14 protein-coding genes are annotated in these 13,983 nt (G+C 53.4%); 9 read left to right on the top strand and 5 right to left on the bottom strand.

The window, feature by feature from the left end:
- From ACTHYN_RS15330 to ACTHYN_RS15320, 3 genes are all read left to right on the top strand, one after another.
- The coding region (locus ACTHYN_RS15330) for a DUF6160 family protein (RefSeq protein ID WP_441813288.1) at nucleotides 1–872 on the top strand (872 nt) is incomplete at its 5' end.
- A gap of 48 nt (nucleotides 873–920) precedes the next feature.
- The gene (sbcB, locus tag ACTHYN_RS15325) at nucleotides 921–2,363 is read left to right on the top strand and encodes an exodeoxyribonuclease I (RefSeq protein ID WP_441813287.1); all 1,443 of its coding nucleotides are present in this window, start codon (nucleotides 921–923) and stop codon (nucleotides 2,361–2,363) included.
- A gap of 181 nt (nucleotides 2,364–2,544) precedes the next feature.
- Nucleotides 2,545–2,880 carry an endonuclease domain-containing protein gene (locus ACTHYN_RS15320; protein ID WP_441813286.1) on the top strand — a complete coding sequence of 112 codons (336 nt, stop codon included), beginning with the start codon at nucleotides 2,545–2,547 and terminating at the stop codon, nucleotides 2,878–2,880.
- Between the two features lie 260 nt (nucleotides 2,881–3,140).
- Here the strand turns inward: ACTHYN_RS15320 and ACTHYN_RS15315 are convergent, their stop codons facing one another.
- Both ACTHYN_RS15315 and ACTHYN_RS15310 read right to left on the bottom strand, forming a co-directional pair.
- Nucleotides 3,141–5,141 (bottom strand): hypothetical protein, encoded by a 2,001-nt coding sequence (locus tag ACTHYN_RS15315; protein WP_441813285.1) that lies wholly within the window; start codon nucleotides 5,139–5,141, stop codon nucleotides 3,141–3,143.
- A 211-nt stretch (nucleotides 5,142–5,352) separates the two neighbouring features.
- Nucleotides 5,353–5,634 carry a type II toxin-antitoxin system ParD family antitoxin gene (locus ACTHYN_RS15310; protein WP_441813284.1) on the bottom strand — a complete coding sequence of 94 codons (282 nt, stop codon included), beginning with the start codon at nucleotides 5,632–5,634 and terminating at the stop codon, nucleotides 5,353–5,355.
- A gap of 152 nt (nucleotides 5,635–5,786) precedes the next feature.
- Here ACTHYN_RS15310 and ACTHYN_RS15305 point away from each other — a divergent pair, with 152 nt between their 5' ends.
- The gene (locus ACTHYN_RS15305; RefSeq protein WP_441813283.1) at nucleotides 5,787–6,185 is read left to right on the top strand and encodes a plasmid pRiA4b ORF-3 family protein; all 399 of its coding nucleotides are present in this window, start codon (nucleotides 5,787–5,789) and stop codon (nucleotides 6,183–6,185) included.
- A gap of 89 nt (nucleotides 6,186–6,274) precedes the next feature.
- On the opposite strand, the gene ACTHYN_RS15300 is transcribed toward ACTHYN_RS15305, so the two are convergent.
- A complete protein-coding gene (locus ACTHYN_RS15300; protein ID WP_441813282.1) occupies nucleotides 6,275–7,816 on the bottom strand; it encodes a flagellin N-terminal helical domain-containing protein in 1,542 nt (513 codons plus the stop codon).
- A 480-nt stretch (nucleotides 7,817–8,296) separates the two neighbouring features.
- Here ACTHYN_RS15300 and ACTHYN_RS15295 point away from each other — a divergent pair, with 480 nt between their 5' ends.
- The 4 genes from ACTHYN_RS15295 to fliS all read left to right on the top strand — a co-directional run bounded on the left by ACTHYN_RS15295 (nucleotide 8,297) and on the right by fliS (nucleotide 12,738).
- Nucleotides 8,297–9,484, top strand: coding sequence for a flagellin (locus ACTHYN_RS15295; protein WP_441813281.1), 1,188 nt, complete (start codon nucleotides 8,297–8,299; stop codon nucleotides 9,482–9,484).
- Nucleotides 9,485–9,553: 69 nt separating this feature from the next.
- The gene (locus ACTHYN_RS15290) at nucleotides 9,554–9,991 is read left to right on the top strand and encodes a flagellar protein FlaG (RefSeq protein WP_441813280.1); all 438 of its coding nucleotides are present in this window, start codon (nucleotides 9,554–9,556) and stop codon (nucleotides 9,989–9,991) included.
- 306 nt (nucleotides 9,992–10,297) lie between these two features.
- On the top strand, nucleotides 10,298–12,277 hold the full coding sequence (fliD, locus tag ACTHYN_RS15285; RefSeq protein ID WP_441813279.1) for a flagellar filament capping protein FliD: 1,980 nt from the start codon (nucleotides 10,298–10,300) through the stop codon (nucleotides 12,275–12,277).
- Between the two features lie 68 nt (nucleotides 12,278–12,345).
- Entirely contained in the window at nucleotides 12,346–12,738 is a 393-nt protein-coding gene (gene fliS, locus ACTHYN_RS15280; protein WP_441813278.1) for a flagellar export chaperone FliS, read from the top strand.
- A gap of 160 nt (nucleotides 12,739–12,898) precedes the next feature.
- Here the strand turns inward: fliS and ACTHYN_RS15275 are convergent, their stop codons facing one another.
- Together ACTHYN_RS15275 and ACTHYN_RS15270 are read right to left on the bottom strand one after the other, a co-directional pair.
- Complete coding sequence (locus ACTHYN_RS15275) at nucleotides 12,899–13,114, bottom strand: CopG family antitoxin (protein WP_441813277.1); 216 nt, start codon at nucleotides 13,112–13,114, stop codon at nucleotides 12,899–12,901.
- Nucleotides 13,111–13,398 (bottom strand): BrnT family toxin, encoded by a 288-nt coding sequence (locus ACTHYN_RS15270; protein WP_441813276.1) that lies wholly within the window; start codon nucleotides 13,396–13,398, stop codon nucleotides 13,111–13,113. Before ACTHYN_RS15270 ends, ACTHYN_RS15275 begins: the two co-directional genes overlap by 4 nt.
- Before the next feature lie 112 nt (nucleotides 13,399–13,510).
- Between ACTHYN_RS15270 and ACTHYN_RS15265 the strand changes: the two genes are divergently transcribed.
- A partial coding sequence (locus tag ACTHYN_RS15265; protein ID WP_441813275.1) for an argininosuccinate synthase domain-containing protein occupies nucleotides 13,511–13,983 on the top strand: 473 nt, incomplete at its 3' end.

Here is a 13,983-nt window from a genome sequence, read left to right as displayed (position 1 = left end):
CCTTAATCCGAGACATTGCTATGAGACATCACGCGTATGGATACGCTGCCCTCATTACGTTCTGCCTGGGTGCGGTGCCTGTTGCCCAGGCTGAGCTGGAACCCATTTCGGAATCGGCCATGGGCAACGTAACAGGGCAGGCGTTTATGCAGATTGAGAATATTTCTGGCTCGGCTCACGAGTATACGCGCATGACTCTGGGCGTGGATGTCGAAACCCGTGTAAATATTGATGATATTCAGGTTGGCCAGATTGATGGCGGTGCAGACTTCGCCGCCCGGCATGTGGCCCTGGGCCATATTGCCCGTAATAATGGCGATGAGTTTAACGGGGTTGCCTATAATGCGGGCGATGTGATTCCATTCGAAGCACGCAAGCCCTATATCGAATTGGCTGAAGACGGCGCCGGGTTGGCAGGCTTTCGTATGGGCTTTGGGCAGGCTAGAGGGTCGGTTTCTTCCAGTACTGCGAGTTTTAGTGGTGATATTGGCCTTAAGTTTGAGGACAATACCGGGGCGAAGCACGACGCTGTACTGATGGATAGCACCGGTGCGGCCACCAATAAGCGGGCTTCTCACATTGGTATATCGCCAGGCAGTTGTGTCTCAGGGGCGAACTGCGCGCCGTTAACGGATTTGCGTTCTATTAGCGTGGGTGGAGAGAACAACGGGTTTACCGATGGTTTTTTTATCGGCTTCCAGCGTGAAGAGATGGATTGGCAGAGCCTGGATGGTGCCAACACGATCAATGTAGGCCAAGGTGTATTTATCAATTTGCCTACCAATATGACCGTTGATCTGGGCACTTTTGTAAATGGTGGCGTGGATCGGCTGCAGACCCATCAGGTTGATATGGGTAACAACCTGTTTTGATTTTGCTAGACTCTTGAGCTTAACGATTCATATGCTGGGAGTCTTCCTTTGATCCGCTCTTTTTACTGGCACGACTACGAAACCTTTGGTGTCGACCCGATTCACGACCGGCCTTCGCAATTTGCCGGCGTGCGAACCGATGCGGATCTGAATGTTATTGAAGACCCGCTGGTTATTTACTGCAAACCCACCGACGACTACCTGCCATCACCACAAGCCTGCCTGATTACTGGCATTACGCCGCAGAAGGCGATGGCGGATGGTTACCCGGAAACGGAGTTTATCGCCCGGATAAACGAAGCGTTCAGCCAGCCAGGCACCTGCGTGGTGGGCTATAACAGCCTGCGTTTTGACGATGAAGTAACCCGCCACACCCTGTACCGCAACCTGCAAGACCCCTATGCCCGGGAGTGGCAAAACGGCAATTCCCGCTGGGATATTATCGACATGGTGCGGCTAACCTACGCCTTGCGGCCCGAAGGCATAAACTGGCCGCGCAAGGAAGACGGCAGCCCCAGCTTCAAACTGGAAGCGCTTACGGCCGCGAACGGCATTGCCCATGAAGCGGCACACGATGCCATGTCGGATGTGGAGGCCACCCTTGCTGTTGCCCGGCTGATCCGGGAAAAGCAGCCAAAGTTGTTCGATTTTGTGCTGAATAATAAAGACAAACACTCGGCCCGGGCTATGCTTGATGCAGCAGCCATAAAGCCGGTATTTCACATCTCTGCCAAATACCCGGCCACTCGCGGCTGTTGTGCTATGGTCGCGCCTATTGCCGAGCACCCCAGTAACAAAAATCTGGTAATCGTGTACGACCTGCGGGAAGACCCAAGTGAGCTGATTAACGCCACACCCGAGCAGATTCGCGAAAGGGTGTTCACCGCCCAGGCGCAGCTTGGTGAAAAAAGCCGGTTCCCCCTCAAAGGCGTGCAGCTGAATAAATGCCCGGTGCTGGCACCTGCAAACATGCTCTCCACGCTCTCTGCCGAGCGATTGGAAGAATTGCAACTGGATGGCGCCACCCTTCGTGCCAATCTTGCGCTACTGAGAAAGGCCGAAGGGTTGCCAGAGAGGATTGCCGAAGCATTCGGCCAGCCACACGAAGGCGACCTGACCGACCCGGACGAACAACTCTACGCCGGAGGTTTTATTTCTGCTGCCGACCGCAGTGAACTGAACCGCGTACTGCAAACACCGCCCGAATCGCTGGCGGAAGAAACCTTCAACTTTAAAGATGAGCGCCTGCAGGAACTGCTATTTCGCTATCGCGCCCGTAATTATCCGGATTCGCTGACCAGTGAGGAATCGGAGCGCTGGGAGGCGTTTCGTACCCAGCGGTTGATGGCACCGAAGAAAGGGTGGTTGTCGTTGGAGGCGTTTGGGCTTGAACTGCAAAGGCTTGCGAGTGATCCGGAACTGACTCCGCAGAGGCAGCAGGTTTTGGAGGATTTGCATTTGTATGGGGAATCTTTGGTTCCTTATATTTAACTAAAAGGATGTTGGCCCTGCGGGCCGCCGCATCGTGTACCCCCTCTCCCCCGACCCCTCTCCCGCGAGGGGCGAGGGGAGCTACACACCCAGAGTCTGAGGGAGTGCAGTAAAGCCCCTCGCCCCTTGCGGGAGAGGGGTTGGGGAGAGGGGGTCTTTCAACCAAGCCAAGGATGGCAAAATGAACCAAGCTCAATTCGCAAAACACCTGCGCCAAAACATGACCGATGCGGAGAAAAAGCTCTGGTATTACCTGCGAGCATACCGCCTGAACGGCAAACGTTTCCGCCGCCAGCAACCCCTTGGGCGGTACATAGTTGATTTCGTGCATCTCGGTTCAAAGGTGATCGTTGAAGCCGATGGCGGCCAGCATAATGATTCGGAAAGTGACAAGGAAAGAGATGCTTGGTTGCGCTCCCTGGGGTTCGAGGTGCTGAGGTTTTGGAATCACGATATTTTGCGGCAAACGGATGTTGTGCTTTCGGTTATTTATGAGGCTTTGGAGTGCCGGGGGTAGGGTTGTGGGGGGGGTGGTGAATAAGTAAAAATGATGTTGGCCCTTGCAGGCCGCCGTTTCATTACCCCCTCCCGAAGCGTCGGACCGCCCCAACCCCTCTCCCGCCAGGGGCGAGGGGAGTAAAGACACGGAATCCTGGAGCCTCATAGCCAAAGCCTCAGGCCTCAGGTGTGTAAGCCCCTCGCCCCTGGCGGGAGAGGGGTTGGGGGAGAGGGGGTAATGAAGCGGCGGGCCGGTAGGCACCGCTATCCTTCTTTCCTTCACCGCCGCCGTTGAAAATACACACTCAAATTCTGGCCAACCACACTCTGCACCTCACTCCCAAGTGCCTCTGCCTGAATCTGCCTTTGCACAGGCCGCGTAGCCAGGCTGTGGCCATCTTCATCACGGGCCTTTACCAGCTTCCATTCCACTTCATTACTCACCATCGCCATCAAGTCTTTCAGCTGTGCCTCATCCTGCGGCCGAAACCAGCGATCGCGACAGCCGCCGAGGCTGTAGAAGTCGTCTTCGTGGGCAAGTTCTTGCCAGGTGGCATCCTGGCGGTTGGTTAGCACCATGCTGCGAAGTTTGCGCAAGGTCGAGCGGGTTGGTTGAAGTCCGTGTTCTGCAATCAGCTTCCGCATCTGCCGGTCGCCGGTTGTTTGCTCGGCGATGGCGGTATGCAGGTGCACAATCGCGCCAGAACCGGAGGCGCTGTTCACCACCGCTGCCAGTGAAAGCTCTGTCATGGCGGGAGAAGGTAAGCGGCCGACTTCAACCCAGTGAACCTGGTGGCCGTCTGCCACAAACTGCTGGGCGATGGACCAGGGCCAGAATACTATGTTGTTGGTCTCGGATTCGGCGGCCATGCGTGTGGCTTTGGCGATGTTGGCCAGGGATTCATCCACGGCGATCACTTCCACATCTGCCAGGTAGCGGGCAAGTTCCATGGCCCGCTGGCCAGACTGAGCGCCACACACCATTACGCGCAAGGTGTCTGGCAGTGTGTCTGTGGCCAGGCCTAATTCTGTTGCCATCACCGACTTAAGGCTGGTTTGTGCGCGGTAAGCCAGCTTCGACCAGGCGGGCCAGGCTTGCGGAACGTCGGTTTTATCCAGGCAGAGTTCTTCTGCTTTTTCATCGAAGCACTGTTTGATGCCTTCTTCTTCTGCGCGGTGATAGTAACTGGCGGCCAGTACCGGCTGCAGTGCCAATGGCCAGTCCACCAGGTTCCATTGTCCAAGCTGCACTGCAAACGCCTGATGGAAGAGTGCCCCGTACATGGCGCTGATCATCAGCGAGCCGGTCAGGGCGTCTTGGGTTTCGCCCATCACCAACTGTGCTTTAAGGCTATCGTTAACCGTTAATGCCAGCCGTTCCTCATTGTCTTCTGCGGCCAGTGCGTAGCCGGTGCGGTCTGCGTACTGGGCTATGGCCAGGGCGAGAGGCTGCAGTTCATCGCGAAGCTCTGCAGTTTGGGCAACTTCCGCCAGAATGGCACGGCGTAGCATAACCACAAGTTCTTCCACAGCCGGATCTGGCATCAATGTTTTTTGCAGCGCCAGTATTAGCAGTTCGTCTTCGCTGGCTGCATCCAGGAAGATCTCTGCCCTGGGGTTATCCAGGTCGTATTGCTGGCGGATTATGGCAGCCACAAAGCGCCCGATTTCTTGATGGGGTAAACCATCGTGTTTTAACAGCGCGATGGCATCCAAGGCCAAGCGGCTATCGGCACTGTTTACGGCGAGATGCTGGGCACAGGTGAGCATGCCGCTGTAAACAGACTCCCATTCGGCGCCGGTTTCCAGCAGCTTGCGATAATGCAGATACGCCACATCAAACTGCCCCTGCAACCGCTTGGCGTGGGCGACACCGCAAAAAGCGGCTGCCGATTGCCGGTCGCAATCCAGGGCCTGTACAAAATGCTGCTCCGCCAGAGCCGGGCGTTCGGTTTTCAATGCCCAGTAGCCCAGGTTGGCGTATTGTTGCGCCTGGCCGGGTTGAGCTTGCAGGCTGGCGTTGAAGAGGTCGTGGGCGTTTTCAAGTTGCCCGTCGTCCATCTCGACACGCCCCAGCAAGCCCAACGCGATGGCACTGTTTGGCTCAAGCGCAATCGCCTCTTCCAGGAACACACGGCATTCCTGCCGGGCCTGCAGGCGCTGGGTATGGCTAAGCGCGCTGCTGTTGGATTCGCCATAGGCAAGGTTGGCTTGCAGAAGCAAACGGGCGGCCTGTGCCTGCTGAGTGCGGGGTTCCTGAATGTGATGTCTGGCTTGCATGAAGTACCTCGTTGTCCTGCCACTGCACTATAAAATGCGGCAAAGGCCTGCAGTTTTTGTGGTTTGCTGTGCGATAGGTGAGGTGTTGCGAAAGATGTGCCAGGTTACAGATGTTCAACAAAATCCATAGATACGTGCAGTATGCGCAAGATCACGACTTTTTTTGTCTGCTTACCGATAGCAGTATGAAAGAAAAGAATATGTTTGGCCTTTAGCCCTTTTCAGTGAGATCAGTGGCTCTGCGGGTTAGGTACTCGGTAATTTCTTCACCAACACCAAGGCTGACTGTGCGCCTCGCGGCTACATCCTGCAGGCCCTCTGCGATGGCATCTCGTAAAGACAGAAGCTTTTCCTGGTGCTGTAACTCCTTTTCTTCAACCAGGCGAAGCCCATCGCGAAGAACCTCGCTCGCATTCTGGTAGCGCCCAGCTTTCACAAGGGTGCCTACCAATTGTTCCTGATGATCCGTTAAAACAATATTTCTTGTTGCCATGCAAAACCTCCGGCTCGGGTATTGGCATATAATGCCATTTGATTGAGTGTGTGCCAAGACACTGCTAAAAGAGGTTACCAGAAGCCCTTGAGGCCCAAGCAGTGCATGGAAATTCAGATCGCCAAACGATGGATTATTTGAGTGGAGCTCGAATGCCTGTACCAAGCAACAACCTATACCAAATCAAAGTATCACTCACCGGCGCGCAGCCACCCATCTGGCGGCGCTTAATGATTGGGCCAGGCACAACCTTTCTGAACTTTGTAGATGAAACCACAATGCCGGCTTCCAGCTTGCTGGCTAGAGAAGGGCAGGCGGTTAAGTATGAATACGATTTCGGCGATTCCTGGGAGCATGAGATCAAGCTTGAGAAGATATTGCCGGGTAATTCATCCGCACCTGTGCCCCAGTGCATAAAGGCCGTGCGACAGGGCCCGCCGGAGTTTTTGGATCTTATAGAGCTGAACCCGGAACAGACCCGGTTTCGCAAGGAAGATAAACAGGTGATGCGGCAAACGGCGTTGTTTGAGGGGATGTTTGTTCGGGTGTGATATTTTTTTGAGGGGCCTTGTGAGTTTGGAGTGGCTAAACAAAACAACCGGGCGCTTGGCCCGGCTGTTTGTGTGGCTCAATGCTTTTTTTAACCTTGCAGCAACTGCAAAACCTGCTGTGGCCGGGCGTTGGCCTGAGACAGTACCGATAGGCCAGCCTGCTGCAGTACCTGGGTGCGGGCCAGTTCCGCGGATTCTGCTGCGAAGTCCGCATCGCGGATGCGGCTATTGGAGGCCGAGAGGTTTTCTGAGGTGGTGCTCAGGTTTGCTATGGTGGACTCGAAGCGGTTTTGTACGGCACCGAGTTCGGCGCGGAAGCCGTTGATTTTGTCAAATGCGAAGTCGATGGCAATCATCGCGCTTTCTGCACCGGCGCGTGTGGATATATCAACGTCGTTCACCGATACGGTGTCATTTGCAACGGTTGCGCTGATCTGGCCAGTAGTGATGCGAGGATCTCCCGCCTCATCAAGAAGGCCGCTGCTCGTTATTTCAACGGTGTATTCCTGTCCAAACTGGGCAGAAAAGATGATCTCGTTGTTCTCTGAGTTCATGTTTGCACTAATGCCTGTGTCCACAGATTTCGCATTCACCTGGGCTGTGATGTCATTGAGTGAGGAGGCATCTTCGATTGTGATTGGCGTGCCGTTGATATCTACATCAAATGTGGCTGTGCCGCCATTCTCAAAAAACTTGTCAAGGGAAACTTCTTCTGTTGCGGCCGCGACCGCAAGGTTTGTTTGGCTGAAGGTATCTGTACCGTCTCCTATGCTCAGGTCAATATCCAAGGCCTCGCCGCGGGCATTCGAAAATACCAGCGTATTGTTATCCGCGTTGCCACTCACCTGAATGTTTTCCGCCGCCAGAACCGGTGGTGTGGCATCTATCTCAGCCTGTAGTTGAGACTGGATGTTCGCCGCAAGCTCTTCCACGTTGTTGTAGGTACCATTATCTATAGCGAGGCTCAAGGTTGTGGCGGGAGCTCCTACATCAATATTTACTGTAGCTCCGGTAGTGGTAACTGGAAATGAGATGTCAGCAGTCAGTGCATCGCTGGTGGCTTTCACCGGCTCGTAGCCCGCAACCTGCTCCCCCAGGCCGCTCGTTTGCTTCATAACGGCACCAATATTCTGGCCCCGTGAATCCAGCCCGCTTACACCGATTGTTTCACCGGCACTGGCTCCCACCTGGAACGTTTGTTGACCAAAGGTGCCATCGAGAACCTTCAGACCGTTGAAGGATGTCTGGCCCGCAATGCGGTTAATTTCTTCGATTCTTTGCTGGACTTCCTGGTTCAACGCTTTTCTGTCTGATGTGCTGTTCGTAGCGTTGGCTGATTGCACTGCCAGCTCTCGAATGCGCTGCAGGTTGCTGGTTACCTCATCAAGCGCACCCTCGGCGGTCTGGGCGAGAGATATGCCGTCGTTGGCATTGCGTTGGGCTACGTTAAGGCCTGTTATTTGTGATTCAAAACGTGTGGAAATAGCCAGGCCGGCGGCATCGTCTTTGGCAGAGTTGATTCGCAAACCAGATGATAGCCGCTCAAGAGCGACATTTGCCTGTCCTTGAGAAGCGTTAAGGTTCCGTTGGGCATTCAGTGACGCAATGTTGGTATTAATGACTTGTGGCATATCCAATCTCCCTACTCAGAGGTGCCGGGCCACGCTGCCCATGTAGGTGTTGGCAGAATACCGGCAAAGAATCGTTAGTTGATCGTTTGGGGGAGAGTAAAGCGAAGTGTGTGCCAGTTTTTTGATTATGGTTTAGTTGATTGATTGTTAAGTGATTTCTAGTTGGCCTTCACCGTTCTTGATCCAGCTTGCCAGATTTCCAGCGGCGTTGATCGGAATCAAGTTGCCGCTTTTTGAGATGGGTTGCGCTCTTAAAAGCAGATTTCCGAGAAAAACATTTAAAATAAAAAGCTATAGTAAACAAAATCTTGTATTCACTTTATTGTTATTTAACATTCCTTTACAAAATCTCCGGTACTTTTTCTAAAGCGCTTGGCCGGGCTGCCGTTAAGTGAAGTAACAGGGCGGCGCTCCAAACCCAAAAGAGAACGCCAGACCTCTTCCATGAAATAAAGACTATCAAGTCGAAGGAGAAGCAATATGGCTCTCGGTATCAACACTAACGTTGCGTCACTGTCTGCTCAGAATCAGTTGAGCAAGTCGCAAGGCATGAATGACCAGGCGCTGGAGCGTTTGTCTTCAGGTTTGCGTATTAACTCGGCGAAAGACGACGCGGCTGGCCTCGCTATTTCTACCCGTTTTAGCTCACAGATTTCTGGCTTGAACGTTGCTACCCGCAACGCCAACGATGGTATTTCTCTTGCTCAGACAGCTGAGGGTGCGCTGGATGAGATCACCAACAACCTGAGCCGTATTCGGGAGTTGTCAGTGCAATCTGCCAACGCTACCAACAGTGCGTCAGACCGAGAGGCGCTGAATGATGAGGTTCAACAGCGTATTGCCGAGGTTGACCGTATTGCATCTCAGACCGCGTTTAACGGCCTGAATGTGTTGGATGGCTCGCTTGCATCACAGAACTTCCAGGTAGGTGCCAACGCTGGCCAAACTATTGGTGTTGATCTGGCGCAAAGCGTACGGACTACAAAGTTTGGTGACCTGGCTGTTGCTAAGGGCGGCACTATGACTGCTGATGATTTCTCTGCTTTTAAAGGCGCAGACGCTACTGCTTTTTCGGTAACTGTTGGAGAGGATGCGAAAGCGATTGAGGTGAAGCTGAATCTTGATGAAGATCTCTTTGATGATAGTGATACAGCAATTGATGAGGGTGCAGTATTGCAGGCTGCTGCTGATCAGATAAATGACCAACTGGCTGGTCGTGCTTATGCTGCTCTTAATGCCGCTGGTGATGGTCTTGACCTTAAGTCTTCTGAGGCTCTTGTATTTGGTACCGACGTCAACGCTGCATTTGGTACCGGCCATATTGCAAGCGGCGGTGAAATAGCTGTTGACACTGGCAGTGTCGACTCAGTAACGGTAGACACGGTCGCTAACGCCAACGATGCGATTCTGCGTATGGATGCCGCACTGGATACCGTTAACAAGTTCCGCAGCGAGCTGGGTGCGGTTCAGAACCGCTTCGAATCTACGATCGCCAATTTGAGCACTTCTGTAGAGAACCTCAGCGCCTCCAACAGCCGTATTTTGGACGCTGACTTCGCTGCAGAAACTGCCAATCTGGCTAAGTCTCAGGTACTTCAGCAGGCTGGTATTTCGGTTCTGTCACAAGCCAACGCCCGTCCGCAGCAGGTTCTCTCCCTCCTGCAGTAAGGGATTAGCGGTAATAGCCGGGGCTTTCGGGCCCTGGCTTTTAGCCGTTTAAGCATAGTGAGGTGAGCTATGAATGACGTTAACCTGAATAACCCGAGCTTGAAGTTGGTACGTGCAAACGATCAGGCTCCGGCCAGGGCAATGTCGTCATCTCAGGCCGAAGGCAGCAGTGCCTCTGGGTTGGCTTCTTCATCAACTGAGCGTGCCGTGCCGAATCAGTCGGCTTCCCAACCCCAGGGTATTTCGAAAGCCGAACAGCTGCAGAGGCAGAATGAGGCGTTTCGGGAAGGGTTGGATGATGCGGTGTCGCAGCTGAATGATTATGTTCAGAACGTTCAGAGGGATTTGCAGTTTGAAGTGGATAACGACTCGGGGCAGACCATTGTGAAAGTGGTGGATCAGGAAACCCGGGAAGTTGTCCGGCAGATTCCCGATGAGGTGGCTGTGAGGTTGGCAGAGAAATTGCAGCAGGATGAGCCGCTGACGTTGTTTAACATCAAAGTGTAAGGGCTTGCCGCTTTTGCGTGGATGATAGCAATGGTATTTCAGCACCGCCGCACCTGAGAGGGTTCGGCGGTGTTTCTGGTTTTGGGGTAACTCCCTCTCCCCTGGCCCCATTACTCGCGCCTGTGGCGCTCGCCCTGCGGGCCAGCCTGCGGCTGTTCTGCGCTTCGCTTGTCCCGCTGGGGGAGAGGGGGATAAAAACAGTGTTACGTTGTGTTACAAAATAAAAGTGGTAAAGAGGCAAAGTTTTGCCGCTTGTGGCCGTTAAACGTATTGTAGAGTGATCAGCCCCTTCAAGGAGGCATTGGTATGGCAGGCATTTCATCATTGGGGATTGGGTCTGGCGTTTTAACGTCTGATCTGGTGGACCAGCTGACAGCCGCGGAGCGCAGGCCCACGGAAATACGGCTCGACCGGAAAACCGAAAAGTCGGAGGCCATGCTGTCTGCCTATGGAAAGCTGCGTAGCGCCATTACAGAGTTGCGTTTGCCAATGCGTCAACTGAGTGCGGCTGATAATCTGAAGGCGTTTTCGGCCTCTTCCTCGAATGAGAACATTGGTGTGTCGGTGGACAGTACCAAGGCCAGTCGCGGCAGCTACAGCATTGAAGTAACCAGTCTGGCCTCAGGCCAGGCGCTGGCTTCAAGAGATGCCTTCGCCGATCGCGACACAGTGCCTGTGGGTGAGGGGACTTTAACGTTTGCGGTAGGTGATAAAACCACTGAAATTACCATCGATAGCAGCAATAACTCCCTGCAGGGTCTGGCCGACGCAATCAACGATGCCGACGTGGGCGCCTCTGCCGGCCTGATTGATACGGGTAATGGCTTTCAGTTAGTGCTCTCTGCGGATGAAACCGGCGAGGCCAATGCCGTAAGCATCACCGCAAACGACAGTGATGGTAATAATACCAACGGTGCAGGCCTTTCCCGTTTTGCGTTCAATGCTGACATGGACCCGGGTACCGGTTTTGATGAAACCATCGCTGCATCGAACGCGGTGATGAAGCTTAATGGCATCGAAGTTACCCGCGCAACGAACAGTTTTGAAAATGTTATTGATGGCCTGTCTTTCGATATCAAGGACCTTGGTACGTCTACGGTAAAGGTCAATCAGGATCTGGGTGCCGTTACAGATCGCGTTCAGGGTTTTGTGGATAAGTTCAATGCGCTGCAGTCCACCATTGATGGCTTGGCAGGTTTCAACGCCGAGGCCGGCATTGGTGGTTTGTTGAATGGCGACAGCACGGTTCGAAATCTGCAGGGGCAGCTGCGTAATGTACTGACCGGCATGGTGTCTGGCCTGGAAAGCGCCAGCGTGCGGAGCCTGGCTGACGTGGGAATAACCACCGATGCCGAGACCGGCGATTTGAAGTTTGACCGCGAAGTTTTTGAAACCCAGCTTAAGAATAATCCGGACGATGTAACGGCCTTGTTTGCAGAGCAGGGCAGAACCACCGATGAGCAGGTGGAGTTTGTGCGCAGCGGTTCTGGCACAGAACCGGGCAAGTACGACATTAATGTGACTCAGACTGCCACCCGGGGGGAACTGGTTGCCGGTTCTGCAGTTGGCAGCGATATCAAGATTGATGCCAATAATGATGAACTGAGCCTGAAGGTAAATGGCGAGACCACGGTGAACCTCAAGCTCGCCCATGGGACAGGCCTCTCTGCCCAGGATCTTGTGAGTAATATCCAGGCCCAGCTGGACAGTAATTCTGCCCTGGGGGCTGCCGGCGAGTCGGTGCAGGTATCGTTAGACAGCAACAATAAGCTGGTTTTCACTTCTGGCAAATACGGCTCTGAATCCAATGTAAGTATTACATCGGTGGAAGATGGCGGGAAGTTTGGTCTGGCAACCGCAACCGGCACAGCGGGCGAGGACATTGTTGGCACCATCAATGGCCGCACCGCGAAAGGTGATGGCCAGGTACTTTACCTTGGCAGTGATAATGGCCCGGCTTCTGGCCTTCAGGTGCGTGTGCTTGGCGATCAGACGGGCGATCGTGGTTCTATCAATTTTGTGCAGGGCGTAGGTAAGAGCACCGTTGATCTGGTTAACAGCTTTGTGGGTGCCGATGGCAAACTGGAATCCCGCACCAGCAGTTTGAACCACGATCTGGAACAGATTCAGGAAGACAGGGTTAAGCTGGACCAGCGTGTTGAATCTTTTCGTGAGCGCCTGGTGAAACAGTTCAGCGCGGCCGACTCACTGATCTCTCAGCTGAACAATACCCGGGATTATGTAACGCAACAGCTGGCGGCGCTGGCGCCAAATAAATCCAAGTAATCAAACGAGTTTCTGAAAAACGTCCTTTTATGCAGGGCTGGCCGTATAACGGTTAAACGAGGTTAGATATGAACGGTTTACAAGCGTACCAACGGGTAAATACCCAAACCAGCATCACCGATGCAGATCCACATAAGCTGATTCAGCTGCTGTATAACGGTGCGCTGGAGCGTATCAACATGGCCAAGGCCCGCATGCAGGCTAAAGATTATGCAGGGAAGGGGAAGCTGATTACCAAGGCTATGGAAATTATTGGCGGCCTGCGAAGCTTTCTGGATTTTGAGAAGGGCGGTGATCTTGCGGCTCGTCTTGAGGGTTTGTATGACTATATGGAGCGTACCCTTCTGGAAGCCAGTGCCAGGAACGACATGAACAAGCTGGATGAGGTGGCGGATTTGCTGCGCTCGATCAAAAGCGGCTGGGATGGCATTCGTGAAGAGGCGTTGGCGCAGTCGGCTTAGGTTGGTTGATTTTTGTAGGTGAGTCTCCGCTCCCCCCCCCTCTCCCCCCAGGGGCGAGGGGCTTTACTGCACTCCCATAGCTATTGATGCGCCCAAGGTTTTAGGTGTTTAGCTCCCCTCGCCCCTTGTGGGAGAGGGGCTGGGGGAGAGGGGTAGTACTTCAGTCCCAGCTAATATCAATCTCTCGTTTATTGGCCATACAGTCCCTCAAATACAGATTAATCAGGGTTTGGTATGGCACGCCGGTTTTTTCGGCCATTTCCTTGAAATAATCCAGCACATCTTCCCCCAAGCGCATGGTTATTGGCTTCTTGAGCTTTGCAGCATAGGGGTTTGGCTGCGATTTCATTTTAGATAGGTCGTATTCTGCTTTCATGAGAGGCCACCATGGTAGTGAGTGCGTTCTGCTGCGGTTGCCTTCCTTGCTGAAATTATCCGGATTGCGTTGCCTCCTTTGCGTTCACAATGACAAACAAGTAAAAGTCTTCCAAGAGCACTTGTGCCCAGCATGAGGAACCTGTCCTCGTGATCTGAATTTTCCTCATCAAAGAACTGAATAGCGAGTTCGTCAAAAAAGACAGTTTGCGCCTCATCAAAGCTGATTCCATGTTTTTTCTCATTCGAGGCGGCTTTGGTTCGATTCCATTCGAATTTAATCATACATACATTGTATTTACGTTACAGTGACAGTCAATAGCCAACTCCCCCACCATCCCGTACAATATGGCCCTTCTTTTCGTTACATCCATTCTGTTCAGTCTGGAGCACAGACATGTCTGATATCAAAAAGGTCGTTCTGGCCTATTCCGGTGGCCTGGATACCTCCGTTATTGTTCGGTGGTTGCAGGATACCTATAACTGCGAAGTTGTTACCTTTACCGCCGACATCGGCCAGGGCGAGGAAGTTGAGCCTGCACGCGCAAAAGCAGAGGCGTTGGGCGTTAAGGAAATCTACATCGAGGACTTGCGCGAAGAGTTTGTGCGCGATTATGTGTTTCCGATGTTCCGCGCTAATGCTATCTATGAAGGTGAGTACCTGTTGGGCACCTCTATTGCCCGCCCTCTCATCTCCAAGCGCTTGATTGATATTGCCAACCAAACCGGTGCCGATGCGATATCCCACGGTGCTACTGGCAAGGGTAATGATCAGGTGCGTTTTGAGTTGGGTGCTTATGCCCTTAAGCCGGGTGTGCAGGTTATTGCGCCTTGGCGTGAGTGGGATCTGAACTCCCGTGAAAAGCTGCT

It is taken from the genome of Marinobacter sp. (assembly GCF_052091845.1).
GTDB lineage: Bacteria > Pseudomonadota > Gammaproteobacteria > Pseudomonadales > Oleiphilaceae > Marinobacter.
The sequence above is the reverse complement of the archived record's forward strand: the minus strand, read 5'-3'. Positions and strand labels throughout refer to the sequence as shown.

What these genes read in the sequence shown, in the direction of transcription:
- ACTHYN_RS15320 (WP_441813286.1), top strand. Translation starts at nt 2,545, where the DNA reads ATGAACCAAGCTCAATTCGCAAAACACCTGCGCCAAAACATGACCGAT.
- ACTHYN_RS15315 (WP_441813285.1), bottom strand. Translation starts at nt 5,141, where the DNA reads ATGCAAGCCAGACATCACATTCAGGAACCCCGCACTCAGCAGGCACAG.
- ACTHYN_RS15310 (WP_441813284.1), bottom strand. Translation starts at nt 5,634, where the DNA reads ATGGCAACAAGAAATATTGTTTTAACGGATCATCAGGAACAATTGGTA.
- ACTHYN_RS15305 (WP_441813283.1), top strand. Translation starts at nt 5,787, where the DNA reads ATGCCTGTACCAAGCAACAACCTATACCAAATCAAAGTATCACTCACC.
- ACTHYN_RS15300 (WP_441813282.1), bottom strand. Translation starts at nt 7,816, where the DNA reads ATGCCACAAGTCATTAATACCAACATTGCGTCACTGAATGCCCAACGG.
- ACTHYN_RS15295 (WP_441813281.1), top strand. Translation starts at nt 8,297, where the DNA reads ATGGCTCTCGGTATCAACACTAACGTTGCGTCACTGTCTGCTCAGAAT.
- ACTHYN_RS15290 (WP_441813280.1), top strand. Translation starts at nt 9,554, where the DNA reads ATGAATGACGTTAACCTGAATAACCCGAGCTTGAAGTTGGTACGTGCA.
- fliD (WP_441813279.1), top strand. Translation starts at nt 10,298, where the DNA reads ATGGCAGGCATTTCATCATTGGGGATTGGGTCTGGCGTTTTAACGTCT.
- fliS (WP_441813278.1), top strand. Translation starts at nt 12,346, where the DNA reads ATGAACGGTTTACAAGCGTACCAACGGGTAAATACCCAAACCAGCATC.
- ACTHYN_RS15275 (WP_441813277.1), bottom strand. Translation starts at nt 13,114, where the DNA reads ATGAAAGCAGAATACGACCTATCTAAAATGAAATCGCAGCCAAACCCC.
- ACTHYN_RS15270 (WP_441813276.1), bottom strand. Translation starts at nt 13,398, where the DNA reads ATGATTAAATTCGAATGGAATCGAACCAAAGCCGCCTCGAATGAGAAA.